The sequence below is a fragment of the Streptomyces sp. NPDC033178 genome (assembly GCF_055577685.1).
Genome location: NZ_JBVIPT010000019.1, coordinates 38799 through 62926 on the forward strand (window position 1 = coordinate 38799; position 24128 = coordinate 62926).

Consider the following 24128-nt stretch of genomic DNA (forward strand, 5'->3'; position numbering starts at 1 on the left):
GGGGCCCGCCGGCACGGGGGCGGCGGGCCCCGAACGGGGAACAGTGGGCTTGGCCTGAGACGGAGGTGAGACGCATGAGCAGAGTGATGACGACGATTCGGCGAGAGCCGTTCGCGTCGGCGCTGCTCCGGGGCGTCTCATGGTCCGGCCGGTCCGGCACGGTGCTGCGGACGTCGGGGGCGTCCGGAGACGGGGGGAAGCACGGGGGCGGCGCGTTCCGTTCGGGTGGCGGCGGGGGCTGCTCGAACTGAACACGCCGAGAGGCCCCCGTCCTGGATCCTCAGGACGGGGGCCTCGCTTTTCCCCCTTGAGCCCGACGTGATGACGCCGGACGACTGGTCAGCCGGACCTTCAGAGTCCTGTCAGACCTTCAGGGTCTTGATGGACGTGGGCGCGTGGCCCGGCTCGGTCGCGATCTCCTCGAACTCCACGACGTTGCTGATGTCGTTGGTCGTGGACATCGAGATGTTGGTGACGCGCTCCAGGATCGCCTCGACGACCACCGGGACCCGGAACTCGACGGCGAGCTTCTTCGCCTGTTCGAGGGCGGCACCCAGCTCGCTCGGGTCGGTGACACGGATCGCCTTGCAGCCGAGGCCCTCGACGACCTTGACGTGGTCGACACCGTAGACGCCCAGCTCGGGCGAGTTGAGGTTCTCGAACTCCAGGTTGACCTGGAAGTCGATGTCGAACGCCCGCTGCGCCTGACGGATCAGGCCCAGATAGGAGTTGTTCACCAGCACATGGATGTACGGGATCCGGTGCTGGGCCCCGACGGCCAGCTCCTCGATCATGAACTGGAAGTCGTAGTCGCCGGAGAGCGCGACCACCTGCGCCTCCGGGTCGGCCTTGGCGACGCCCAGCGCGGCCGGGACGGTCCAGCCGAGGGGGCCCGCCTGACCGCAGTTGATCCAGTGCCGCGGCCGGTAGACGTGCAGCATCTGGGCGCCGGCGATCTGTGAGAGGCCGATGGTGGTGACGTACCGGGTCTCGGGGCCGAAGGCCTTGTTCATCTCCTCGTAGACGCGCTGCGGCTTGATGGGGATGTCGTCGAAGTGCGTACGCCGCTGGAGGGTCGCCTTCCTGTCCTGGGCGGCCTGGGCCCACCCGGAGCGGTCGGGCAGCCTGCCCGAGGCCTTCAACTCCCGTGCCACCTCGACGAACAGCTCAAGGGCGGCCTTCGCGTCGGAGGCGATCCCGTAGTCCGGGGCGAAGATCTTGCCGATCTGCGTCGGCTCGATGTCGACGTGCACGAACTTCCGGCCCGCCGTGTAGACGTCCAGCTTGCCGGTGTGGCGGTTGGCCCAGCGGTTGCCGATGCCGAGGACGAAGTCGGACTCCAGAAAGGTCGCGTTGCCGTAGCGGTGCGAGGTCTGCAGGCCGACCATGCCCGCGTTCAGCTCGTGGTCATCCGGCAGGATGCCCCAGCCCATGAGGGTGGGGACGACCGGTGTACCGGTCAACTCGGCGAACTCCACGAGGAGTTCGGAGGCGTCGGCGTTGATGATGCCGCCGCCCGCGACGATCAGCGGCCGCTCCGACTCGTTGAGGAGCGTGATCGCCTTCTCGACCTGGGCGCGGGTCGCGGACGGCTTGTAGACCGGCAGCGGCTCGTACGTCTGAGGGTCGAACTCGATCTCCGTCAGCTGGACGTCGATGGGGAGGTCGATGAGGACCGGGCCCGGGCGGGCCGAGCGCATCAGATGGAAGGCCTGCTGGAAGACACCCGGGACCTGGGCGGCCTCCAGCACGGTGACCGCCATCTTGGCGACCGGCTTGGCGATCGAGGCGATGTCGACGGCCTGGAAGTCCTCCTTGTGGATCACGGCGGTCGGCGCCTGGCCCGTGATGCACAGGATCGGGATCGAGTCGCCGGTCGCGGAGTACAGACCGGTGATCATGTCGGTGCCCGCGGGCCCTGACGTACCGATGCAGACGCCGATGTTGCCCGGTGCGGTGCGGGTGTAGCCCTCCGCCATGTGGGAGGCACCCTCGACATGGCGGGCAAGGGTGTGGCTGATGCCGCCGGCGGCCTTGAGCGCCGCGTAGAAGGGGTTGATCGCCGCGCCCGGGACACCGAACGCGCTGGTGACGCCCTCACGCTTGAGGATCTCAACTGCCGCGCGGGCAGCGGTCATACGTGCCATTGCGTACTCCTGCTTCGGCCGTGGGATTCGGGCTCCCGTCGCGCCCCGCGGAGAGCTTCAAATTCCGTATTACGGAAACCAACTTCTACTATCTGGAAGCAATGTAAGTGGACGGCCAGAAGGCGTCAAGGGTCGGAGGACAGCCGGAGGGCGGTCGGCGGGCAGTCTGCGACCGGCCGGCCGGCGGGGGAATCACGGGACGTCGGATCGTTTCGCTGCCGGAGGAAGGGGTTCCGGAGGACGATGGAGGCGCTGTCCCCATATGACGTTGTGGTGTCGCGGTGTTCTGGAGAGGGTCATGTCCGAGAGCGTGCCGGTGAGGTGTCCGGCCTGTCGGCGCGAGCATGTCTATGCGGCGCCGTCGTACCCGTGCGCGTGCGGAGCGCCTGTCGCGCCCGCCCTCGACCGGAGTGCGCTCCCGGAACCCGTCACGCACCACACCTGGGACGAGGGCTGGGTGACGATCCGCTGCGAGGCCTGCGGGCGGGCGGACCACTGGCCCCGGCCGGAGCTGGGGTGCCCCTGCGGGGTGCTGTTACGGGTGCCGGTGACGGAACCGGGAGCCGACGACGAGGCGGCAGCCCCGGGCGCCTACGCATCGCACTCCTCGGGCGCTGACACCAGTGCGGACACCAGTGCGGACACCGGCGAGAGCCCCGAGGGTGGCCCCCATACGGACTCGCACGGGGGTTCCTATGAGGCCTCGCACGAGGGCTCGCACGAAGGTTCACATGAGGGCTCACGCGAGGGCTCGCCCGAAGGCTCACGCGAGCACTCCGGCCGGCCGCCCCGGAAGCCCCGGTCCGGCCGGGCCAACCGTCTCCCCGCCGCCGCCATCCCCCTCCCCCGTACCGCACCGGCTCCGCGCCCCGCGTTCCAGCCGGTGGTCATCCGCACGGCACGGGACGCGGTGACCGCCGCCGCGCTGTATCTGCGCTGGCTCGGCTACCGGGACATCCGGCGGGCCGACCAGCGGCCACCCTCCGGGATAGGCCTGGCGGCCCGGGGGATCCTGGCCCAGGTCGACCCGACCGTGCGACCGGCCTCCCTGCGGGACGTGGAGTGCCTGTGGCTGACGGCGATGACGGAGTCGGCGGGCTGCGTGTACTTCTCGCTGGCCGGCTACGAGGAGGACGCCCGCGTCTGCGCCGACTCCCTCGGCATCCCCCTGTTCGTACTGGACCTCACCGGCACCCCACAGCCGGTGAACGGCCTCGCTGACGACCTGATAGCCACGGGAGACTGAGCGGCCCAACTCCCGGAAACGACCGCATACTTGACGACATGCGCATCAGACCGGCAACCCCCGCCGACCTCCCGCTGCTCCAGGACATCGAGCGGGCCGCGGGCGAGCCCTTCCGCACCCTGGGCATGACGGAGATCGCCGACGACGAGCCGCCCGCGCTGGAACTGCTGGAGCGCTTCAGCAAGGCGGGCCACGCCTGGGTCGCCGAGGGTGACGAGACCGAGAGTGACGGGGCCGAGGGTGACGGCGGCACCGCCCGCCCCGTCGCGTATCTGATCGGCGAGCCCGTGGACGGCGCCTTCCACATCGAGCAGGTCTCCGTCCACCCGGACGCCGCACACCGGGGCGTGGGCCGGACCCTGATCGCGTACGCCGCCGAGCGCGCACGCGACCAGGGCCTGACCGGTCTCACCCTGACCACCTTCGCGGAGGTCCCCTGGAACGCGCCCTACTACGAGCGCATCGGCTTCCGCACCCTGACCGAACCCGAACTCACCCCGGGACTGCGCAAGATCCGCGCAACCGAGGCCGAACACGGCCTCGACCGCTGGCCCCGGGTGTGCATGTACAGGACCACGACCTGAGTACCCCGTAAGGGGCGCGGGGCTGTGACATGTGCGGCTCCGCCGCGTGGGCGCGACAAGCCCCCACCGGCCCGCAGTCATCACACGCTCCCAGTGAACTGCTCCCGCAGCTCGATCTTCCGCACCTTCCCGGACACCGTCATCGGGAAGGCCTCCATGACCCGCACCCGACTCGGCACCTTGTAGTGCGCCAACCGCCCCTCGCAGAACGCCCGCACATCCTCAAGCGTCGGTGGATCCCCCGCATCGCGCGGAATGACACAGGCGAGCACCTCCTCGCCGTACCGTTCGTGCGGCACACCCACCACCTGCACGTCGGCGATCTTCGGATGCGCGTACAGGAACTCCTCGATCTCGCGCGGGTAGATGTTCTCGCCACCCCGGATGATCATGTCCTTGATCCGGCCGACGATCTGTACGTATCCGTCGTCGAGCATCACGGCCAGGTCCCCGGTGTGCATCCACCGCCCGGCGTCGACGGCCTCGGCGGTCTTCTCGGGCTCGTCCCAGTAGCCGAGCATCACGCTGTAGCCGCGGGTGCACAGCTCGCCCGCCGAGCCGCGCGGCAGGGTCGTGCCGGTCGCCGGGTCGACGACCTTGACCTCGATGTGCGGCAGGACGCGTCCGACCGTGCCGGTGCGGTGCTCCAGGTCGTCGTCGCGGCGGGTCTGGAGGGACACGGGCGAGGTCTCGGTCATGCCGTAACAGATGGAGACCTCCGCCATGTGCATCTCGGAGACCACCCGTTTCATCACCTCGACCGGGCAGGGCGAGCCCGCCATGATCCCGGTCCGCAGGGAGGACAGGTCGTACGTCGCGAAGTCCGCCAGGCCCAACTCCGCGATGAACATGGTCGGTACGCCGTAGAGGGACGTACAACGCTCGTCTTGGACGGCACGCAGGGTCGCCGTCGGGTCGAAGGACGGGGCCGGGATCACGATGCACGCGCCGTGCGAGGTCGCGGCGAGGTTGCCCATGACCATGCCGAAGCAGTGGTAGAAGGGCACCGGGACGCAGATCCGGTCCTGCTCGCTGTAGGCGATCAACTCCCCCACGAAATAGCCGTTGTTGAGGATGTTGTGGTGGGAGAGGGTCGCACCCTTGGGGAATCCCGTGGTGCCCGAGGTGTACTGGATGTTGATCGGGTCGTCGCAGGACAGCTCGCTCCGGCGCGTCCGGAACTCCTCGTCCAGGTCGGGAGTGCCCCGGTCGATCAGCGCGTCCCAGCTCGGGTCGCCGATGTGGACGGTCTTCCTCAACTGCGGGCAGTTGCCCCGCACTTGCTCGACCATGGCCCGGTAGTCGCTCGATTTGTGGCTGAGCGAGGCGAACAGGACCGAGATACCCGCCTGCTTGAGGACGTACTCGACCTCGTGGGTGCGGTAGGCCGGGTTGATGTTCACCATGACCGCGCCGATGCGGGCGGTGGCGTACTGGACGAGCACCCACTCCGGGCAGTTGACCGCCCAGATGCCCACCCGGTCGCCCTTGGCGACCCCCTCGGCGAGCAGCGCGCGAGCCAACCGGTCGACGTCCGCGGCGAATTGGGCGTACGTCCAGCGCCGCCCGGACGGTACGTCGACGAGTGCCTCGCGGTCCGGCCAGGCCGCGACGGCCCGGTCCAGGTTGGCGCCGATGGTGTCGCCGACCAGTGACGTCCCACTCGTCCCGTGCGCGTACGACAGTTCACCCATCCCGCCCACGTCACCGGTCTCGCCCGCCTCGCTCATCTCACTCACTTCACTCACCGGAAGTCCTCCTCGCGGTACTCGGCGTCCGACCCCGCCGCCGTCGCCTCGCGCAGCTCGATCCGGCGGATCTTGCCGGACACCGTCTTGGGCAGGTCGGCGAACTCCAGTCGACGGATGCGCTTGTACGGGGCGAGGGCCGTGCGCGAGTGCTCGAAGAGGGCCTTCGCGGTGTCGGGCCCCGGCTCCCAGCCCTCCGCCAGCACGACGTACGCCTTCGGGACCGCGAGCCGCAGTTCGTCCGGGGCGGGCACGACGGCCGCCTCGGCGACGGCCTCGTGCTCCAGGAGCGCGCTCTCCAGCTCGAAGGGGCTGATCTTGTAGTCGCTGGCCTTGAAGACGTCGTCGCTGCGGCCCACGTACGTGATGTAGCCGTCGGCGTCGCGCGAACCGATGTCGCCGGTGCGGTAGTAGCCGTCCGCCATCGCCTCGGCCGTACGGTCGGGGTCGCCGTGGTAGCCGGTCATCAGGCCGACGGGCCGGGCGGACAGGTCGAGCGCGATCTCGCCCTCCGTGGCGCCGGGCGCGCCCGTGACGGGGTCGAGGAGTTCGACCTCGAAGCCGGGGCTCGGCCGTCCCATGGAGCCCGTCTTGAGCGGCTGACCGGGGCTGTTGGACACCTGCACGGCTGTCTCGGTCTGTCCGAAGCCGTCGCGGATCGTGACGCCCCAGGCGCGCCGCACCTGCTCGATGACCTCGGGATTCAGCGGCTCACCCGCGGCGACGGCCTCGCGCGGGGGCGTACGCAACTGGGTCAGGTCGGCCTGGATGAGCATGCGCCAGACGGTGGGCGGGGCGCAGAACGTGGTGACGCCCGCGCGGTCCATCTCGGCCATCAGGCGGACCGCGTCGAAGCGCGTGTAGTTGTGGAGGAAGACGGTCGCCTCGGCGTTCCAGGGCGCGAAGAGGTTCGACCAGGCGTGCTTGGCCCAGCCGGGTGAGGAGATGTTCAGGTGCACGTCACCCGGCTTGAGGCCGATCCAGTACATGGTCGCCAGGTGGCCGATCGGGTACGACGCGTGGGTGTGCTCGACGAGCTTGGGGCGGGCGGTGGTGCCCGAGGTGAAGTAGAGCATCAGCGGGTCGTCGGCCCGGGTTGGGCCGTCGGGCAGGAAGAGGCCGGGCTCGCGGTCGTACACGTCCTCGTACGACTGCCAGCCCGGGTGTTCGCCGCCGACCACGACACGGGTGTAGTCACCGGGCACCTCGTCGAACTTGCCGGTGTCCTCGGCGCGCACGATCACGTGCCGGACCCGCCCCCGTTCGACGCGGTCGCGCAGGTCGGCGGGGCCGAGCAGCGGGGTGGCCGGGATGACCACGGCGCGCAGTTTCATCGCGGCGAGCGCCGTCACCCACAGCTCGGCCTGGTTGCCGAGCATGACGAGGATGCGGTCCCCGGCGCGTACGCCCAGCTCGCGCAGCCGGCCCGCGAGCTGGTCCGAGCGCACGGACAGCTCGCCGAAGGACAGCTTGGTCTCGCGGCCGTCCTCCTCGACGATGTGCAGCGCGGTCCTGGCGTTGCCGTGGGCGATGGGGTCGAACCAGTCGAGGGCCCAGTTGAAGTGCTCGGGGCGGGGCCAGACGAAACCCTCGTAGGCCGTGGCGTAGTCCTCCCGGTGCTCCAGCAGGAAGTCCCGCGCGCTGCGGAAGCTCTCCGTCGGCGTCGTCGGCGTCGTAGTCATCTGTCCTCCTCGGCCCCGGACCATTGCCGGGCGGCTCACTCACATCGTGTAATCCGTGATGCGGGTCTCACCACCCCCGAACGGGGGTGCGCTGTGGTGAAGGGACGAGCACGTGGCAACTGGCGCGACCGAAGCGGTGGAGCTGCGCGGTGCGCTGATGCGGCTGCGCCGGACGACGGGGCTGCCCGTGGCCTTCGGCGGTCTGGTGGAGCCGGGCCGCCATCAGGTGCGGATCAGCGAGCTCAACGGTACGGCGACGGCGGCGCTCAGCGCGCTCGCGGTGTCGTCGGGCAACGGCCTCGGCGGCAAGGCGGTCGCCCTCGCCCGGCCGTGCGCGGTCATGGACTACCCGTCGTCCCGGCAGATCAGCCACGAGTACGACGCCGCGGTCGCCGCGGAGGGGCTGCGGGCCATCCTCGCGGTGCCGGTCGTCGTACGCCGCCGGGTGCGCGGTGTCCTGTACGGCGCCCTGCGCACGGCCCAGCCCCTCGGCGACCGGACGCTGACCGCGGCCGTGGAGGCGGCGCGGGACGTGGAGCAGTCACTGGTCGTGCGGGACGAGGCGCAGGGCCTGCTGACGGCGGTGCGCGAGCCGGAGATGACGCCGGATGTGACCGAGGGCGCGGCGTGGGAGCGGGTCCGGGAGGCGCACGGGGCGCTGCGCGCGCTGGCCCCTCGTGTCGTGGACCCGGCGCTGCGGGCGGAGCTGCTGGCGGTCTGCGCCACGCTGGCCGCCTCGCCCGGCCCGGTGCCGGCGGCCCTGCGGGTCCGGCTCACCCCGCGTGAGCTGGACGTTCTTGCCTGTGTGTCGGTGGGTACGACCAACGCGGCCGCCGGGGACCGGCTCGGGCTGCGTCCGGAGACGGTGAAGGCCTATCTGCGCTCGGCGATGCGCAAGCTGGGCACGCACACGCGGCTGGAGGCGGTGGCGGCGGCGCGGCGGGCGGGGCTGCTGCCCTGAGATCCGCCCCTGACGGCCGTCCTGAAGGTCCATGTCCCGCCGGGGCCACGGCCCTGAAGGTCCATACCTCGCTCCGCGCTCTATACATGCACGGGCACACTGAAATCCCGTATACCGGATCTCTGTTATTTCCCTCACGGCGCAACCCTCCGAAATTCAAGGGCTCTTTGCTTAATATTGAGCCGAACACGACATGAGGGGAGCGGTGCGCGTGCGACGGGATTTCGAGGAGCCTGTCAGACCCCGTTCCGAGCAGGTCGTCGGGCGGGACGAGGTGCTCAGACGAGCCCGTGAGCAGCTCTCCCGAGGGGGCAGCCTTCTCTTGCACGGTCCGCCCGGAATAGGAAAGTCGACCGTCCTGCGGGCAATGGCTGCGGAATACGCCGAATCGACCCGGACTGTGTTGCGTTGTTCCGCGACCGAGTCCGAATCCCATCTCCCGTTCCTCGCCCTGGTGGATCTGCTCGGCCTGGTCGCCGACGAGGTCGCCGACGCGCTGCCCGCCCCGCAGCAGGCCGCGCTCGAAGCGGCTCTCACCGGCCGCGCCGAATCGTCCCTGCACCAGGACGGTCTCGCGCTGCGGCTCGCGGTGCTGTCGGTGCTGCGCGCACTGGCGGCCAAGGGTCCCGTCCTCCTCGTCGCCGACGATCTGCAGTGGCTGGACGCGCCCAGCGCCGAGCTGCTCGGTTTCGCGGCCCGCCGCCTCGGTGGGATGCCGGTGCGGATGCTCGGCGCGGTGCGTACCGGCACCGAACCGAAGGAGCAAGAACACGACCCGTATCTACGCGCGTATCCGCCGGAGGCGCTGGCCCTGCGGGTGACCCCGTTGTCCCGGCCGCAGGTGTCCGAGCTGCTGGTCGCCCGCGGTTACACGGGGCTGCGCCGCTCCACGCTGCGGGACATCCACCACACCAGCGGCGGCAACCCGCTGTTCGCGCTGGAGCTCGCCCGCGCCCTGGCCGAGAGCCCGACGCCGCCCCGCCCCGGCGAGCCGCTGCCGGTGCCGACCTCACTGCGTGCCCTCGTCCTCAGCCGCCTGGAACTGCTGTCCACCGAGGCCCGGCAAACACTGCTGGTCGCGAGCGCGGGAGCCCGTCCCACGCCAACCCTGCTGGGGTCCGCGGGCCGAACCAACGCGGAGGCGGAGATCGCGCTCGCGGCCTCGCTCGGCCTCGTGGCGGCCCAGGGTCCCGACGGCCAGGGCCCGGACGGGCAGGAGGGCGCGGTCCGTTTCGCGCACCCGCTCGTCTCGGCCGCGCTGTACGCACAGGCGACGCCCCAGGAGCGGCGGGCCGCCCACGCCGCGCTGTCCACGGTGGCCTCCGACCCGATCGAGCGGGCCCGCCATCTCGCGCTGGCCACCACCGGCACCGACGAGCAGGTCGCCGCGCGGCTCTCCGAGGCGGCGGCACTGGCCCGGGACCGTGGCGCGCCCTCGGTCGCGGCCCAGCTCGGGCTGCTCGCCGCCCGGCACACCCCGCCGGACAGCCTGCCCGGTGCGGACGAGCGACGGTTGAGGTCCGCCGAGGACGCGCTGACCTCGGGCGAGATCGACCTCGCCCGCGAGGTGGCCCGCGACGTGCTGGACCGGGCGACCGACCCGGCGGTCCGGGTACGGGCCTGGATGGTCGTGATCGACTCGGCGGGGCAGGCGATGGCCGACGTCGAGTCCGTGTTCCCGCAGGCCCTCGCGGACGCGGGCGAGGACCCGCGGCTGCTCGCCCTGGTCCGCTACCAACTGGCGTGGCGGGCGCTGCTCGTGGAGGGCGAGATGGCCAGGGGCCGCGAGGAGGCCGCGCACGCGGCCCGGCTCGCCGCCACCGCCGGCGACCGGAGCACCGAGCTGATGGCCCTGTCCTTCCAGGCCCAGATGGAGACCCTGATGGGTCACCCGGCAGCCCCGGCAACCCTTGAGAAGGCCCTCGCGGAACCGCAGGACCTGCGGGTGGCCTGCGACCACAACGGGGCGGGCGCCACCCGGTTCCGCTGGCAGATCATGAGCGACCAGCTCACCGACGCCCGTACGACGATCACCCGGCTCCTCGGCGAGGTGCGGCGGCGCGGCATGGTCGAGAGCGAGGTGCACTTCCTGCGCGGGCTCGCCGAGACCGAACTGCGCTCCGGACACTGCGCCCGCGCCCTCGACCTCGCCCACGAGAGCCTGCGGCTCGCCCGGGACACCGGCATCGGCGAGGCCGCGGGCAACATGTTCACCTCGCTCGCCGAGGCCGCGGGCGGGGACGTGCACCGGGCGCTCGTACTGGCCGGCGACGCGGTGCGCCGCGCCGAGGACGACGGCGACCTGATCTACCTCTCCCGTGCGCTGGGCGCGCTCGGGCATGCCCAGCTCGTCGCCGGAGACGCGGCCGGGACGGTCCAGTCGCTGCGCAGGGCACGGGAGTTGGAGCAGGGGCTCGGCATCTTCGACCCCGCGCGGGGCCGCTGGCACGGCGACCTCGCCGAGGCGCTCGTCCTGGTCGGAGAACCGGCGGAGGCGCAGGACGTCATCACCGCCACACGCGAACACGCCGTACGGCTCCGGCGGGCGAGCGTCCTCGCCGTACTGGACCGCGCCGAGGCCCTGGTGAAGGCCGCGGCCGGTCAGTACGAGGCGGCCGCCCAGCAGTTGACCTCGGCACAGGACCGACTGGCGCAGCTCGGCTACGGGCTGGAGGAGGCCCGGGCCGCCCTCGCGCTGGCCCGGCTGCGGGCGGAGCAGTCGGGGCGGGTCTCCTACGACGAGGCGGCACGACTCTTCCGACGCTGCAAGGCGGTGCCCTGGCTACGGCAGTTGGAGTCGGCCTCCGCGACCGCCCCCGCTCCCGCCGACCCTGCCGCGATGGCTCCCGAGTCCCTCCTGCCGCACCTCGACCGACTGGCCTCCACGGAACGCCAGGTCGCGGGGCTCGTCCTGGAGGGCGCCACGAATCGCGAGATCGCCGCGCGCCTGTTCATCAGCGTGAAGACGGTCGAGGCGACGCTCACGCGGGTGTACCGGAAGTTGGGTATCCGGTCGCGAGTCGACATCGTGCGGTTGGCTGCGGGGCAGCGGCGGGGGGAGTGAACTCGCTGGTCGTGTGCGGGGGTTGGATCGGCCGTCGGTTGTCGGTTGTCGGCCGTCGGTTGTCGGCCGTCGGGGTTGAGGTCGGTGGCCTGATCCGGGCGGGGATGGTTGCCGGGGTGTGAGCGGTCGGTCCTATGGTTGCCGGGTGTGAGCGGTCGGTTCCACAGGTGGCCACCGGGATGTGGGCGGTCGCACGGATGGCCGCCGGGATGTGGGCTGTCGCTGGGAAGCGGTGACGGTCGGGTGTGGGCGGCCTCTGGGAGGCGGTGGCCACCCCCACCTGTTCACCGCCGTCCGCCAGCTCGCCCCCCGCCTCACGGGGCATGGGCGGGCCCCTGGGAAGCGGTGCCCACCAGGTACGGGCGGCCTCCGGGAAGCGGTGGCCACCAGGTGCAGGCGGCCCCTGGGAAGGGGTGCCCGTCGGGCGGCGGATGCCGCCCGCAGGTACTCGCCCGGGCGGGGAGGACCGTCGCCGGGAGGCTGAGGCCGGCAGATGCCCGACGGTGGAGGGAAGCCGGGAGGCGCTCGCCAGGCGGCCAGGCGCGGGCACCGGGCACCGGGCACGCGGGAGACGCTCGCCAGGCGGCCGGGGGCGGGGCGCGGGCACGAGGCACTGGGGCGCCCAGCGCGGGCGCCAGGGGCCGGGGCACAGGGCACCGAGGCACCGAGGCACCGAGGCACCGAGGGTCAGGGCGCCAAGCGCCCCCCGTCCCGCTTCGTCGGCGCGCCGCGCCCCGCCAATCGCCCCCGATCCGCGGCCCGGAGGGGCGGGCCGGGTCGTGACCGAGGGTTTTCCCTCGTCAACTCCCGCAGGGAGTTCCCTCATTGGGGAGAGAGCAGGTCCGCTTCTAGCGTGGGACATGCCCCGCAGGCTGTCGCTCCACCCCCACAGTGCACCCCCCACCGGCACTCCTGAGGAGAACCATGTTCGGGCTCACCCTTGCCAAGAAGGCCGCCGCCGTCACCGCGGCGGTCGCCGCCGCCGCGACGACCTGTCTGCTCGGCGCGACCACAGCGAGCGCCGCTCCCCAGCCCATCGTCGGCGGCTCGACCACCACGGCGGCCGCGTACCCGTACGTCATGCAGATCACCGACTCCTCGCAGAGCCAGTTCTGCGGCGGCACCCTGGTGTCGGCGACCAAGGTCGTCACCGCCGCCCACTGCATGGTCGGCGAGACCACGAGCAGCGTCAGAGTCGTCGGCGGCCGCACCTACCGCAACGGCACCAACGGCACGGTCAGCCGGGTCAGCAAGATATGGATCAACCCGAGCTACGTGGACGCCGAGCAGGGTGACGACGTCGCCGTCCTGACCCTGTCGACCTCCATGCCGTACACGCCGATCAGCTACGTCTCCTCCTCCGAGACCAGCGTGTACGCGGCCGGCACCACCGCCCGCATCCTCGGCTGGGGCACCACCAGCTCGGGCGGCTCCTCCTCCAACCAGCTGCGCACCGCCACGGTCCCGACCGTCTCGAACGCCACCTGCTCCTCGGCGTACGGCTCGTCCTACATCTCCTCCGACATGGTCTGCGCCGGCTACACCTCCGGCGGCGTGGACACCTGCCAGGGCGACAGCGGCGGCCCGCTCATCATCGGCGGCAAGCTCGCCGGCATCACCTCGTGGGGCTACGGCTGCGCGGACGCCGAGTACCCCGGCGTCTACACCCGCCTGACCACCTTCTCCAGCCTGGTGACGACCCAGGTCAACTCCTAGCACTCATGTAGTGCCGTCCCGATGACTTCCTGAGCCCGACTCAGGTTGAGCCAGGGGGCGTTGCGGGCCTCCACGAGCGGCCCGCAACGCCCCCTTTCCATGTGCCCGGACCGTCCCGGGGTGCGTTTGTGCCCGGACCGGTCCGGGCGCGTTGTCGGTGGCGCCTGTTTCAATGGATTCCGGTGCGTGTGACGGGTGGCGGGTGAGAGGGGACGGGCGTGGTGTCGACGGATCGCTTCCTGGCCTTCGCGGCGATGTCGCTGCTGGTGGTCATGATCCCGGGGCCGAGCGTGCTGTTCGTGATCGGCAGGGCACTGGCCCACGGCCGGCGCACGGCGGTGGCGACGGCGCTGGGGAACGTCTTCGGTTCGTATCTGCTGGTCGTGGCGGTGGCCGTGGGCGTCGGCTCGATAGTGGAGCGATCGGTCACCGTCTACATGGCGGTGAAGCTGGCGGGGGCCGCCTATCTGGTCTTCCTCGGTGTCCAGGCGTTCCGGCACCGCAAGGAGATGCGGGCCTCGGACATCACGGAGCGGGCCGACGCGCCCGCCCGCGGCGATCTGCGGACGGTCCTGGACGGCGCCCTCGTCGGCGTCACCAACCCGAAGGGCATCGTCTTCTTCGCCGCGGTCCTCCCCCAGTTCGTCGATCACTCGGCCGGTCAAGTGCCCCTGCAGATGCTGGTGTTGGGCCTGATCCCGATAACCATCGGCCTGGTCACCGACACCTTGTGGGGCCTGACCGCGGCCACGGCCCGCAGCTGGTTCGCCCGTTCGGACCGCCGGCTGTCGATGATCGGCGGCGCGGGCGGCCTCACGATGGTCGGCCTCGGGGTGACGGTCGCGACGACGGGCCGAGCGGACTGACCACCGACCGCTCCCACCCGGTCCGGCCACGCCCCCTCCCCCGCACCGGTCTCATCCCGGCCGGCCCCGTCTCCGTATCGGCCGCGTCCCGTCTCCGTATCGGTCGCGTCCCGTCTCCGCGGTCAGCCCCGTACGACGGTCCCGAACCGGATGTCGTACGAGGACGCCGTGCTCAGCACCGACAGCATCCGCGTCGCTTCCTCGACCACTTCCTCCCGCTGCCTCCTGCTGAGCGTGCCGAAGGGCTCGATGGTGATCACGGCCTCGTCGGGGGACTCCTCCAGCCGCCACACGCCCTCCAGGAAACCGTCGACGAGAAGCGTGCAGAAGGCCTGGTTGCCCTGCCAGGAACGGCCCTTGTGGTCGGCGGACACCACCCTGGAACGGTCGGCGTGCGAGAGGAGCAGATTGTCGAACTCGGGCAGCAGCCGCGGCGGGGCCGGTGTGTCCGCGTCCGGGCGGGGCGCGTCCGGCAGGTCGAAGAGCTCGACGCCGTGCTCGTCGCGGAAGGTGACCAGTTGCGGCCGCAGTCGTTCGAAGACCTCGCGCAGCCGGGTCAGACCGGCCCAGGTCTGCATGTCCTTCACGGAGGCGGGACCGAAGGCGGCGAGATAGCGCAGAACGGTGGCGTCGGGAGCGGGCGCGGGCTCCGCGGGCCGGCCGAGCCAGTGCTCGGCGGTGGTGAGCGCGACCTGTCCGCTGCGGCCCCACAGGCCGCGGGGGGTGACCTGGACGAGGGGCAGCCGGCAACGGGCCGCGATGGCGAGGGCCGGCGGATCGGCGTCAGGCCATTCGACGAGCAGTGCCTCACGCAGCTGCTTCAGGGTGCGCGGCTCGGTCTCGACGAGTTCCCGGCTGATCGCGGTGAGCCGGTCGAGGTCCACACCGGCGAGCCCGTGGCGGAAGCCGTACAGCTCCCGCTCGCGTGCGGCCTGCACGAGCGGCCGCAGGGTGAGGCAGTCGTCGGCGGTGTGGGTGTGGATGGTGGAACGCATGGTCACGATGCGTACGACTTCGCGCGACTCCATGGCGGCCGAGAGTTCCTCGGGCGCGAATCCCTCCAGCCGGGCGGCGAGGGCGTAGTACGGGGGCTTCACGTTCTGCGCCTGGAGGCCGACGAGGTGTTCGACGGCGTCCTTCGCGGACAGGGTGGCCCGGCGCAGGAGCAGCTGCCGGTCGAGGGTCGCGCGGTTCAGCTCACGGACGCTCAGCACGGGGGCGGTCGAGGTCGTCTTCGTCATGCTCCGCACGTTAGCGGGACTTGCGGACAAGTTCTGTCCGCATCCCTTGTCGATCCCCTACCCCGCGCACCCGCTCACGCCATTTGACCCGTATATCCTGCTCGGTGATCGCCTAGACGCACGTTCGAGATGCTCGACTTTGCTCGACATGCTCGGCAGACGCGACACATCAACAGGGAGGCTGCCGCGATGTCAGACCGCCGAGCCCGCCGCCCCGTGCCGCCTTCGGGGGGCGGCCGGAAGCCGGTGTGGCGGCGCGCCGTGCCCGAGACGACGCCACCGCCGGCGGATCCCCCGGCGCCGAGTCCGGCCCCGGCCGAGCCGGCTTCTGCGGAGTCCGGCAGCGTCGTACAGGCGGCGCTCTATCGCGACGGGACGCGGGTCGCGAACCCCGCCACCCTCGCGGACACGTTCCGTGAGCTGCGCGAGCAGCCGGACGGCATGGCATGGATCGGTCTGGCCCGTCCGACGGAGGAGGAGATCCTTTCCCTGGCGGCCGAGTTCGACCTCCACCCGCTCGCGGTCGAGGACGCGATGGAGGCCCATCAGCGGCCGAAGCTGGAGCGTTACGGCGAGACGCTCTTCGTCGTGCTGCGTGCCGCCCGGTACCTCGACGCGTCGGAGGAGGTCGACTTCGGCGAGCTGCACGTCTTCATCGGCCCCGACTTCCTGATCACGGTCCGGCACGGTGCCGCCCCCGACCTCTCGGCCGTGCGCCGCCGCATGGAGGAGACGCCGGAGCTGTTGAAGCTCGGCCCCGAGGCGGTCCTGTACGCGATCCTCGACGCCGTAGTGGACGGTTACGCACCGGTCGTCGCCGGTGTCCAGAACGACATCGACGAGATCGAGACCGAGGTCTTCGGCGGCGACCCCTGGGTCTCCCGCCGTATCTACGAACTCTCGCGCGAAATGGTCGAGTTCCAGCGCGCCACCCGCCCCCTGGTCGGCATGCTGCACGGCCTGATGGCCGGCTTCGCCAAGTACGGCACCGACGAGGAGCTCCAGCGTTACCTCCGCGACGTCGCCGACCACGTCACCCACACCAGCGAACGCGTGGACGGCTTCCGCCAGGCCCTCACGGACATCCTCACGGTGAACGCGACCCTGGTCACCCAGCAGCAGAACGCGGAGATGCGGGCCCTGGCCGAGGCGGGCTTCGAACAGAACGAGGAGATCAAGAAGATCTCCTCCTGGGCCGCCATCCTCTTCGCCCCCACCCTGGTCGGGACGATCTACGGCATGAACTTCGATCACATGCCGGAGTTGCACTGGGCGCTCGGGTACCCCTTCGCAGTCGCCCTCATGGCGGTTGTATGCACCAGTTTGTACGTCATCTTCAAGCGGCGGGACTGGCTCTGAGTAATCGACTCACAAACGCGGGTACACCGGGCTCGGGGACGCGAACACAGCTGCCACAGGCACCGTTCAAACCGCTGGGGAGAAGCTGGGGAGAAGCTGGGGAGAATGAAACGCGTTCCGCTTCGACCGGCCTCCCACATCGCGAGGCCCCTGAGTGGATCGTTACCTCCGCGCCATTAGCCACCCGGAGCGTTGAACGACACGGAGAGTGAGCAACCGGCAGGCAGCGAAACGTCGAGGAGGGGCGCAGCAGTGCTGCGCCCCTCCTGTTCCCACACGATAGGGAATCGATGATTCCATGCGGCTGCGGGAGGCCGGTTCTTGCCGCCCTTCGGGAGCGTGAAGTACAAGCGCCCGTGCAGGAGTTGAATCTGCCGACGGATGCGCAGAAGTCCGAGGCGGAAGTCGACGTCCTCCAGTGACAGTCCGAACACTTCGCCCTGACGCAGTCCGCAGCCCAGAGCGACCACGGCGGCGATGCGGTAGCGCGAGTTGATCGAGTCCCGGACCCGCAGCGCGGTCTCCAGCGGCCAGGCTTCCCGCTGGTCGTCAGGCGCCTTGGGCCAGCGCACCGACTTGGCCCGCAGCGGGTTGCGCACCAGACGCTTGTCGTCGATGGCTGTCTCGAAATTTTCGCGGGAGCGCCGAGAGGATCTGCCGTGCCTACCGCGGAGAGAGCTCCCTCAACAGCGTGGCGATGTAGCCCCGCAGTACCGTCGGAGTGATGTCGCGGAGGGACACCGCGCCGAGGTGAGGCCGGATGTGGAGGCGGACCCGCTCGTCGATGCGCTTCACGGTGCCGGAGACGCCCTGGACTCCCGCTTGCCAGTAGCGGACGACGTAGTCCTCCAGGGCAATGGAGCCGTCGCGCGGGTCGACGAATTCGCCGCGTTCGCTATCGGTGCCCGCCTGGCGCAGCCACGTCTTGGCGTCTTCGAGCGTGTCGAAGGACTTGTCCCGGACGCCGGGGATGCCTGCGACTCGTAGCGGGAGCCCTTCCCATAGCGGGTCGTGCGTTCGCGCTTGCCGGTGACGGGGGCTTTCTTCTTCTTGATCCAACGGTCTTCGACGTAGCCGGCCAAGCGAACCCTTCGGGTTGGGTGATGTGCGGTGGATCAGGTGCGTGTTAGGCGCTGGGCTCGTAGTGCGAGCGCGTTTGTGGTGCCGTGTTGAGGGGGTTCAGAGCCGCGTTCGAGCGTGAGTCGGCCTGCTCCTGTTCACGGACCCGGGCACCCAGGGCCTGTACGCGGTACACGACACGGCCGCGCGGGCCCATCCGGAAGCTCGGCGGCCCTTGGCGCCGGTGCCGCCTAGATCGTCGAAGACTACGGACAAACGGAACTTCAGGACCACGACCGCTCAATTGCAACGTCATATCGCGTGGCGGGACCGTCTCCGACCGACGGAGCTCGCCGGCTGGCGGCCATGTCCGGGGTGTCAGAACACCAACCCAGGGTATGCATGAGTCATGCATGGAGAACTGCGTACGGCGAATCTACTCGGGGCGATGTCGTTGGCGTTGAGTGACCTTCTCGTGGTCGGCGCCACCGCAGCAGCGGGCACCAGTAGCAGCGGAGCCGCAGCCCTGGTGGTACTCACTAACGATCCGGGACTGAGCGTCACCGAACTGGGGCGGCGCGTCGGGCTCAGCCAGTCCGCAGCCGCTCGCATGGTCGACAGCCTGGAAAAGCAGGGGTTGGTGCGCCGTGAGCCGAGCCTCGGTCGGTGGGTCTGCATCCACCCCACCGATCGGGGGCTTCAGGCGGCACACAACCTCCTGGCATCACGAGGCGAACCGCTGCGCGAAGCTGTCCGACACCTGAACGACCAGGAGCAGGGGCAGCTGGAAGTCTTGCTGACCAAGATTCTCACGGGCCTGTACAGCGGGCCTGGCGACGCCGAGCGTCTCTGTCGCCTGTGCGACCGAGGCGCCTGCGTCGCGCCCGGCGCACCCTGCCCCGTCGGGCAGGCAGAGCGCGATCGCAGTGAACGAGAGCACCGCACAGAAGCGGAATCGGGAGCTGAGGGCACGTGAGTCCGGTTGTGCGGCCGTTCTCCTCGAAGGTGCGCCAGGCGCGGTCTCCGCCGCATGCGTTCACGTTGCGGAATGGAAGATCCCGGGCGAGGCTCTTCTCCCAGCCGGGCACTGCTTTACAAAAGGTATTTCTTCCCAGTACCTGACAAGCTGAGGAGGAATTTCCACCAAGCCCGTCAGTCTTGGCATCAGTCCTCTTTCTTCTCCATTTTCCAGGGAGGGGGCGGGGCCCTGTCATTGCGGAAAAATTTCCACTCCGCAACTTCCGGGCACTGCGTTGGCCGCGAAAAGCAAACTCATGCACACCTTGTGAGAGGTCATATGGGACTCGCGCTATCGGCAGCTGCCGCTCTCTTCTACGGCTTGACCCACTTCCTCAACGGGACAATTTCGCGCTCCCACTCGGGATTTTCCGTCGCAGCGGTGGCACAGATCGGCGGCACGCTGATCATCCTACTTCCCACACCCTTTTACCCTGCCTCTGAAGTTACTCTCTCCTCTCTCATGTGGGGCGCCATATCTGGAGTCGGATCCGCGAGCCTGGCTTACCTTTACCGAGGGATGAGCAAGGGAAAAATCAGCATCGTGGCACCGGTCAGTGAAGTATCTGCCTCAGGATTTTCGGTGCTTTTTGGTATTGCTATGGGAGAGCGCCTGGGACCACTCAGGTCTCTGGGTGTTCTACTTAGCTTCCCGGCCATCTGGTTGGCATCTCGCACCCCTCCGGTCGCGAGAGGAAAGAAACCAGCGAAAGGAAAACAGCCACTCGAAGAAGAAATCCAACCAAAATACCGTGGCATGCATCTTCTGCGAGCCAATGGCGTAATCGACGGTCTCATCGGTGGGGCGGGTGTAGCAGTGACCTGGATCGCCTTGAGCCGCGTACCCGAAGAAGCCGGCCTGTGGCCGATGGCCGTCAGCAGGTTGGTCTCTCTGGTTTCTCTGTGCCTCCTGGCCCATGGCATGGGGGTCTCCCTCCACATGCCCCTGCGCGTTGCGCTGCTCGCCGGAGTGAGCGGCGCGCTTGGAACGGTCGCGACAACCCTGTACATGTACGCAACCCAGCACCAGTTGATGACACTTGCTTCAGTCGTAACCGCTCTTTACCCGGCGGTCACCGTGCTGCTCGCTCTCTCTTTCCTCAAAGAGCGACTCAACGCTGTTCAGGTGACCGGACTCGTACTGGCCGGCGCTTCCCTCACGGTCATCGCAGCCGCTTGACGCATCCGCCACCGCGCTCAAAACCAACCCGTGGAGTTCCCGTGGAGCACATCAGTAGTCACTACAAGAATGCTCGCGATCAACACACCTAGGGAGCAGATTCGGTTGTGATCAAGGGGAAGCTCGCGCCCTGGACGGTCCAGGCGATGACCTGAAGTGGGACGGATCGTTGAGTCTGGCATGAAGCACACCAAGCGGACCCTTGCCGGGCTGGCGAGCACAGTGGCGGCCCTGAGCATGGCGTCGGTCTCCCCTGCCTACGCGGCTGACGGGTACGACCGATGCCCTGACGGCTACTACTGCATGTTCTCGGGTCTCGACGGCACCGGAGACATGATCAAGTTGAGGGCGAGCACGCCGGACCTCACGGCACTCGGCATGAACGAGCGGGCCAAATCCGATTGGAACCGGACCGCTTCGACCGTCCACCTGTGGTCCGACTCGCACTACACCGGGTGCACGGCTGTTATGTCCGCCGGCCCGACCGGCAAGGGCAACTACTTCCCGACCTATCGGGACTTCTTCAGCTCGGTGCAGTTCGACGGACCGGGCGGCCCGAGCTGTGGCACACCGCCCGGCGAACACGGCTAGGGAGCGTATTCGGTCGTATTCAAACGTCATCTCTAAGGCCCGTGCGTGGCGGTTCCGTCCGCACATGAGCACCCGCCAAAGACTGGCCGGGCATCGGGGGACTCCACCCGCCGCACAGAGGACAGCGCAGGACTGCCGTCACTCGGTGCAGGTATGTCCGATGTCCGCGTGAACAGCAGCCGTACCATCAGGCGCCCCTGTCCTGGTGCACAGTAGTCAGTGGCGGCTCCGTTGCCGCGGTGATGGTCGCCAGATCGTTGAAGCCGACGACCACCACGTCCTCGGGTACGCGGCGCACGCGTTCGCGGAGTACGTGCAGGGCGCTGGAAGCCATGAGGTCCGAGACGACGAAGACCGTGTCCAGGTCGGGGTGCCGGTCGAGAAGCATGGCCGTGACGTCGGCGCCACCCTGCATCGCGAAGTCGCCCTCAGCGATGAGTTGGGTGCGGCATCGAGGAGTACGTCCCGCAACCCCCACCATCGTCGAGCGCGGCTGGTGTCACGGTCCGGCCGTTCGTGGTGCGCGAGTAGGCGGCCGTGGATCGTGGACGACAGCGTTTGCTGCGGGCAAGCCGCTCCTGCGGCTGAGCGCCGCGTGATGCGCGCCGCGTGATGCGCGCCGGGCGGGACGTCCGGGTGAACAGGACTTGGGCCGCCGAAAACGAGATCATGAAGGAGCTGATCGGACGGGATTCTGGGCCGTGACCGGCTCTGGGGTCCCCTCTCCCCGTGCAGCGATCAGCGGCCCCAGTAGCTGCGTGCCCGGTCCCACCCGCCCGCCGGGGCCGGGCAGTTGGGTCGTGTCGGCTACCGTGAGCGGCTGCCGGCAGGCGTCGCAGGCCACGACCGGCGTGGCCAGGTGCCCGCAGGCGTCGTGCCGGATCCGGGCAGGTGGCCCGGCGGGCTCCGCGTACCACTTGTCGCCCCAGGCCATCAGCGCCAGCAGGACGGGGTAGAACTCCCGGCCCTTCTCCGTGGCCACATACTCCTCGCGCGGCGGAGCGGCCTGGTACCGCTCGCGCGTCAGTACGCCCTCCTCGACCAGCCGGGCCAGCCGCGCGGCGAGGGTCTTGCGGGACAGGCCGAGGTCCTCCGCCAGCTCGTCGAAGCGGCGGATGCCGACGAGGACGTCGCGCATGATCAGGGCCGTCCAGGCATCGCCGAACAGATCGGTCGCGCGGGCGATCGAGCACGCGACGCCGGAGAGGGGGGTACGGGTCACGGGCCCATCGTATCGCCGTTGAGTTCCCTCAGGGAACTTACGGATGTTAGGTTTACTCAGGGAACCTGACCTGACTTGTCGAGGGAGCCTGCCATGGCCACCGCCCCGCACATCGCACTCGACACGGCCGGGCCCACGGTCGTCGACGGCCGCCACATCCGGGCCCTGACCTTTCAGTCCGTACGTCTTGAGTACCTGCGGCACGTGCTCTCGGAGGCGGGCCTCGCGGCGGCAGGCAGCCGGGCGCTCGTCGTCGGCAGCGGGCGCGGCCTGCTGGCCCGCGGCCTCGCCCAGCTCGGTTTCGAGGTCGTCGCCGCCGATCCGTCCTCCGCCGCGACGGCCCTCGCCCAGGAAGCGGACGACGGGCTGGGCGTCACCTACCTGACGACGCCCGCGGAGGAACTCGACCTCCCGGACGGCTCCTTCGACCTCCTGTACTGCGCCGACACCCTTGAGATCACCGAACGGCCGGACGCGGTCCTCGCGGAGGCGGCGCGCGCGCTGCGTCCCGGCGGGGCCTTCGTCTACGACACGGTGAACCGCACCCCCATCTCCCGCCTCATCTACCTCGGCGCCTTCCAAGCCTTCCCGGGTACACGGATCATGCCCCGCGGCCGTTACGCCGCACACCGGCTGCGCCGCCCGGCAGAGCTCGCCGAATCCCTCGACCAGGCAGGGCTGTCCGCAAAAGACGTCTCGGCGTTCAAGCCGCGCGATGTACGCAGCCTGGTGCGCGCGACGCGTGGGCGCAGGCGCGGCACGCTGACCGACGATCAGCTGCCGGAGCTGGTCGACATGGTGCTCGAGCCGGAGGGCAGCCCGGTGGTGACGTATCTGGGGTACGCGATCCGCCAGGCATGAGCCCCACCCCCGGCCCCGGACCGGCTGTCTCAGACGCACCTCGATGTAGCGTCGGTAGTTTTCTGCCCAGCCGGCCTTGCCATGAGGCCGGAACGCGATGACGAAACAGCTTTCCTCAGGCGCCGCCAGCAGATGAGGCTGCAGGCCAACGACAAGAAGGCTTTGTGGAGTTCGAGGCGACGTTCCCAGCGCACAGCCAGGCGCTTGAACCGGTGGAGCAGGGCGAAGAGGTCTGCTCGACGACACAGACGAGATAGACGACATAGCGGAGTCTGCCCAGGCCCTTGATGCTGGGGGGCGCCCTTGCGGAAGATCACCGGCAGGCTCCGGCGGCGTCGCGGCTCACGCCGCACCGCCCGGGAGTCATAGGCCCTGTCACCCAGGACGGTCGCGGCTCCCCTTTACGCTTGTCACTGAAAGGCGAGGCACGTAGCAGACCGTGCCTTGTGTGGTGAGTTGCACCTCCTTGGCTGCGAGCCACTTCACCGGGATCAAAGCCTTCGCAACGGCAGGCCGCGGTGATCACCAGCTGAGAACTGACGCCGTTCGCGTGCGCCGCTCTGCCGGTCGTCGAATTCCGCCCTCGGCTTCCCGGTGAAGAAGAGTCTGTGCAGTCCAGTGGCGTTACGCCCCCTGCTGATGTGGAGGCCGAGTGCGACTGTGGCGAGCGTGGCCGAAAGGGCGCTCGTACAGGGGGCGCAACCTGGCTTCCCACACCGTCCAGGCATCGTGGACGAGCGTGCCGAGGACGAAGACGCCGACGTCCCCGAGGCGGAGTCCGTACCCGCCGCTCCGGCGCCATCCTGGTGGCCCGCAGACAAACCGCACCTCCGCTGCTGCGAGGGCTTCCACGACGCCGACCCGGAGCACGCGGACCGAATCTGTTTCGGCCCCGGGTGGGAGGTGCCGACGTCGCTGCCATGCGCCTCGACGCACTCCCCCAATCAGCGTCGCCGTCGAGAACGGAACAGTCACCCCCGTCGGGCAGCAGGCCTTCGACCAGATAGCCAAGGACCTGGCCACCGTCGGCAGTCGCTCCCAAAACCCGCAGGCAGCCTTCCGCCTGCTCCTGGAGCTCCTCCTCAAACACTTCGCCCAAAACCGCTCTCAACTACCTGATCGCCACGCACAACCTGCGCATCAAGGAGGCGAACGCCCCCAAGCTATGGTGAGGCCTCGATCGCCACGGAACCGATTCAAGGCAGGAGCTCACGGGTGGGAGATACTGACCGGCTACCGTTGCCTCTCAAGACGGACTCACAGCATTGGATGACCGTCTCGCCACAGCGGAAGGTCCTCGGCGTCGTTCACAACATAGCGTCGGCCACTCGACTCGTGGACCTACTCGCAGTCTTCGAAGGCGACACGCGGATCCAGGTCATCTTCTCCTGCACGGAATCCTCCGCACTCGACGGAGGGATATCCGAATTCCTGCACCACCGGGGAATGCTGACGGTTCCTTGGCAGATCGCCGTCACGGAGGAGTTCGACCTTGCTCTCGCCACGAATCGAGGCGGAGACCTGCACAAGCTTCATTTCCCGCTTATTGGAACACCGCACGGGGCTGGCTACAATAAACAATTG

General features: G+C 69.5%; 19 protein-coding genes and 1 pseudogene. 12 read left to right on the plus strand and 8 right to left on the minus strand.

The features are described from left to right. Positions 1–362: 362 nt before the first annotated feature. Positions 363–2147 carry a glyoxylate carboligase gene (gene gcl / locus ACZ5VQ_RS37530; RefSeq protein WP_469108880.1) on the minus strand — a complete coding sequence of 595 codons (1785 nt, stop codon included), beginning with the start codon at positions 2145–2147 and terminating at the stop codon, positions 363–365. 298 nt (positions 2148–2445) lie between these two features. Here gcl and ACZ5VQ_RS37535 point away from each other — a divergent pair, with 298 nt between their 5' ends. Together ACZ5VQ_RS37535 and ACZ5VQ_RS37540 are read left to right on the plus strand one after the other, a co-directional pair. Next, on the plus strand, positions 2446–3393 hold the full coding sequence (locus ACZ5VQ_RS37535) for a hypothetical protein (protein WP_469108881.1): 948 nt from the start codon (positions 2446–2448) through the stop codon (positions 3391–3393). Positions 3394–3431: 38 nt separating this feature from the next. After that, complete coding sequence (locus ACZ5VQ_RS37540) at positions 3432–3977, plus strand: GNAT family N-acetyltransferase (RefSeq protein ID WP_469108882.1); 546 nt, start codon at positions 3432–3434, stop codon at positions 3975–3977. A gap of 80 nt (positions 3978–4057) precedes the next feature. Here ACZ5VQ_RS37540 and ACZ5VQ_RS37545 read toward each other — a convergent pair whose 3' ends face one another. Next, positions 4058–5671 (minus strand): AMP-binding protein, encoded by a 1614-nt coding sequence (locus ACZ5VQ_RS37545; protein WP_469109025.1) that lies wholly within the window; start codon positions 5669–5671, stop codon positions 4058–4060. Between the two features lie 50 nt (positions 5672–5721). Continuing rightward, positions 5722–7407: an AMP-binding protein gene (locus ACZ5VQ_RS37550; protein WP_469108883.1), complete on the minus strand. Its 1686-nt coding sequence runs from the start codon at positions 7405–7407 to the stop codon at positions 5722–5724. A 157-nt stretch (positions 7408–7564) separates the two neighbouring features. On the opposite strand from ACZ5VQ_RS37550, the gene ACZ5VQ_RS37555 reads away from it, so the two are divergent. The 4 genes from ACZ5VQ_RS37555 (at position 7565) to ACZ5VQ_RS37570 (ending at position 14014) form a co-directional block, all read left to right on the plus strand. Continuing rightward, a complete protein-coding gene (locus tag ACZ5VQ_RS37555) occupies positions 7565–8368 on the plus strand; it encodes a response regulator transcription factor (RefSeq protein ID WP_469109026.1) in 804 nt (267 codons plus the stop codon). A 193-nt stretch (positions 8369–8561) separates the two neighbouring features. Then, positions 8562–11432, plus strand: a complete 2871-nt coding sequence (locus ACZ5VQ_RS37560; RefSeq protein WP_469108884.1) for a helix-turn-helix transcriptional regulator — start codon at positions 8562–8564, stop codon at positions 11430–11432. A 924-nt stretch (positions 11433–12356) separates the two neighbouring features. Then, positions 12357–13148: a S1 family peptidase gene (locus ACZ5VQ_RS37565; protein WP_359942325.1), complete on the plus strand. Its 792-nt coding sequence runs from the start codon at positions 12357–12359 to the stop codon at positions 13146–13148. A 218-nt stretch (positions 13149–13366) separates the two neighbouring features. Then, the gene (locus ACZ5VQ_RS37570) at positions 13367–14014 is read left to right on the plus strand and encodes a LysE family translocator (RefSeq protein WP_359847989.1); all 648 of its coding nucleotides are present in this window, start codon (positions 13367–13369) and stop codon (positions 14012–14014) included. A gap of 122 nt (positions 14015–14136) precedes the next feature. Here the strand turns inward: ACZ5VQ_RS37570 and ACZ5VQ_RS37575 are convergent, their stop codons facing one another. Next, entirely contained in the window at positions 14137–15255 is a 1119-nt protein-coding gene (locus ACZ5VQ_RS37575; protein ID WP_469108885.1) for a winged helix DNA-binding domain-containing protein, read from the minus strand. 189 nt (positions 15256–15444) lie between these two features. Here ACZ5VQ_RS37575 and ACZ5VQ_RS37580 point away from each other — a divergent pair, with 189 nt between their 5' ends. Beyond that, positions 15445–16614, plus strand: a complete 1170-nt coding sequence (locus tag ACZ5VQ_RS37580; protein WP_469108886.1) for a magnesium and cobalt transport protein CorA — start codon at positions 15445–15447, stop codon at positions 16612–16614. 176 nt (positions 16615–16790) lie between these two features. On the opposite strand, the gene ACZ5VQ_RS37585 is transcribed toward ACZ5VQ_RS37580, so the two are convergent. Together ACZ5VQ_RS37585 and ACZ5VQ_RS37590 are read right to left on the minus strand one after the other, a co-directional pair. Next, positions 16791–17213 carry a site-specific integrase gene (locus tag ACZ5VQ_RS37585; protein WP_469108887.1) on the minus strand — a complete coding sequence of 141 codons (423 nt, stop codon included), beginning with the start codon at positions 17211–17213 and terminating at the stop codon, positions 16791–16793. A gap of 64 nt (positions 17214–17277) precedes the next feature. Beyond that, on the minus strand, positions 17278–17673 hold the full coding sequence (locus tag ACZ5VQ_RS37590; RefSeq protein WP_469108888.1) for a hypothetical protein: 396 nt from the start codon (positions 17671–17673) through the stop codon (positions 17278–17280). Positions 17674–18082: 409 nt separating this feature from the next. Here ACZ5VQ_RS37590 and ACZ5VQ_RS37595 point away from each other — a divergent pair, with 409 nt between their 5' ends. The 3 genes from ACZ5VQ_RS37595 (at position 18083) to ACZ5VQ_RS37605 (ending at position 20461) form a co-directional block, all read left to right on the plus strand. Next, complete coding sequence (locus tag ACZ5VQ_RS37595; RefSeq protein ID WP_469108889.1) at positions 18083–18649, plus strand: MarR family winged helix-turn-helix transcriptional regulator; 567 nt, start codon at positions 18083–18085, stop codon at positions 18647–18649. Between the two features lie 561 nt (positions 18650–19210). Next, positions 19211–19870 (plus strand): EamA family transporter, encoded by a 660-nt coding sequence (locus ACZ5VQ_RS37600; RefSeq protein ID WP_469108890.1) that lies wholly within the window; start codon positions 19211–19213, stop codon positions 19868–19870. Between the two features lie 180 nt (positions 19871–20050). Next, positions 20051–20461 carry a peptidase inhibitor family I36 protein gene (locus tag ACZ5VQ_RS37605; RefSeq protein WP_469108891.1) on the plus strand — a complete coding sequence of 137 codons (411 nt, stop codon included), beginning with the start codon at positions 20051–20053 and terminating at the stop codon, positions 20459–20461. 187 nt (positions 20462–20648) lie between these two features. On the opposite strand, the gene ACZ5VQ_RS37610 is transcribed toward ACZ5VQ_RS37605, so the two are convergent. Beyond that, entirely contained in the window at positions 20649–20876 is a 228-nt protein-coding gene (locus ACZ5VQ_RS37610; RefSeq protein ID WP_469108892.1) for a substrate-binding domain-containing protein, read from the minus strand. 252 nt (positions 20877–21128) lie between these two features. Next, a complete protein-coding gene (locus tag ACZ5VQ_RS37615; protein ID WP_469108893.1) occupies positions 21129–21683 on the minus strand; it encodes a winged helix-turn-helix transcriptional regulator in 555 nt (184 codons plus the stop codon). A gap of 93 nt (positions 21684–21776) precedes the next feature. On the opposite strand from ACZ5VQ_RS37615, the gene ACZ5VQ_RS37620 reads away from it, so the two are divergent. Together ACZ5VQ_RS37620 and ACZ5VQ_RS37625 are read left to right on the plus strand one after the other, a co-directional pair. Then, a complete protein-coding gene (locus tag ACZ5VQ_RS37620) occupies positions 21777–22544 on the plus strand; it encodes a class I SAM-dependent methyltransferase (protein ID WP_469108894.1) in 768 nt (255 codons plus the stop codon). A 1335-nt stretch (positions 22545–23879) separates the two neighbouring features. Then, positions 23880–24128, plus strand: a pseudogene (locus tag ACZ5VQ_RS37625) (hypothetical protein); the annotation flags it as partial.

What these genes read in the sequence shown, in the direction of transcription:
- gcl (WP_469108880.1), bottom strand. Translation starts at nt 2,147, where the DNA reads ATGGCACGTATGACCGCTGCCCGCGCGGCAGTTGAGATCCTCAAGCGT.
- ACZ5VQ_RS37550 (WP_469108883.1), bottom strand. Translation starts at nt 7,407, where the DNA reads ATGACTACGACGCCGACGACGCCGACGGAGAGCTTCCGCAGCGCGCGG.
- ACZ5VQ_RS37565 (WP_359942325.1), top strand. Translation starts at nt 12,357, where the DNA reads ATGTTCGGGCTCACCCTTGCCAAGAAGGCCGCCGCCGTCACCGCGGCG.
- ACZ5VQ_RS37535 (WP_469108881.1), top strand. Translation starts at nt 2,446, where the DNA reads ATGTCCGAGAGCGTGCCGGTGAGGTGTCCGGCCTGTCGGCGCGAGCAT.
- ACZ5VQ_RS37545 (WP_469109025.1), bottom strand. Translation starts at nt 5,671, where the DNA reads ATGGGTGAACTGTCGTACGCGCACGGGACGAGTGGGACGTCACTGGTC.
- ACZ5VQ_RS37580 (WP_469108886.1), top strand. Translation starts at nt 15,445, where the DNA reads ATGTCAGACCGCCGAGCCCGCCGCCCCGTGCCGCCTTCGGGGGGCGGC.
- ACZ5VQ_RS37555 (WP_469109026.1), top strand. Translation starts at nt 7,565, where the DNA reads ATGCGGCTGCGCCGGACGACGGGGCTGCCCGTGGCCTTCGGCGGTCTG.
- ACZ5VQ_RS37605 (WP_469108891.1), top strand. Translation starts at nt 20,051, where the DNA reads ATGAAGCACACCAAGCGGACCCTTGCCGGGCTGGCGAGCACAGTGGCG.
- ACZ5VQ_RS37610 (WP_469108892.1), bottom strand. Translation starts at nt 20,876, where the DNA reads ATGCAGGGTGGCGCCGACGTCACGGCCATGCTTCTCGACCGGCACCCC.
- ACZ5VQ_RS37620 (WP_469108894.1), top strand. Translation starts at nt 21,777, where the DNA reads ATGGCCACCGCCCCGCACATCGCACTCGACACGGCCGGGCCCACGGTC.
- ACZ5VQ_RS37600 (WP_469108890.1), top strand. Translation starts at nt 19,211, where the DNA reads ATGAGCAAGGGAAAAATCAGCATCGTGGCACCGGTCAGTGAAGTATCT.
- ACZ5VQ_RS37575 (WP_469108885.1), bottom strand. Translation starts at nt 15,255, where the DNA reads ATGACGAAGACGACCTCGACCGCCCCCGTGCTGAGCGTCCGTGAGCTG.
- ACZ5VQ_RS37560 (WP_469108884.1), top strand. Translation starts at nt 8,562, where the DNA reads ATGAGGGGAGCGGTGCGCGTGCGACGGGATTTCGAGGAGCCTGTCAGA.
- ACZ5VQ_RS37540 (WP_469108882.1), top strand. Translation starts at nt 3,432, where the DNA reads ATGCGCATCAGACCGGCAACCCCCGCCGACCTCCCGCTGCTCCAGGAC.
- ACZ5VQ_RS37595 (WP_469108889.1), top strand. Translation starts at nt 18,083, where the DNA reads ATGCATGGAGAACTGCGTACGGCGAATCTACTCGGGGCGATGTCGTTG.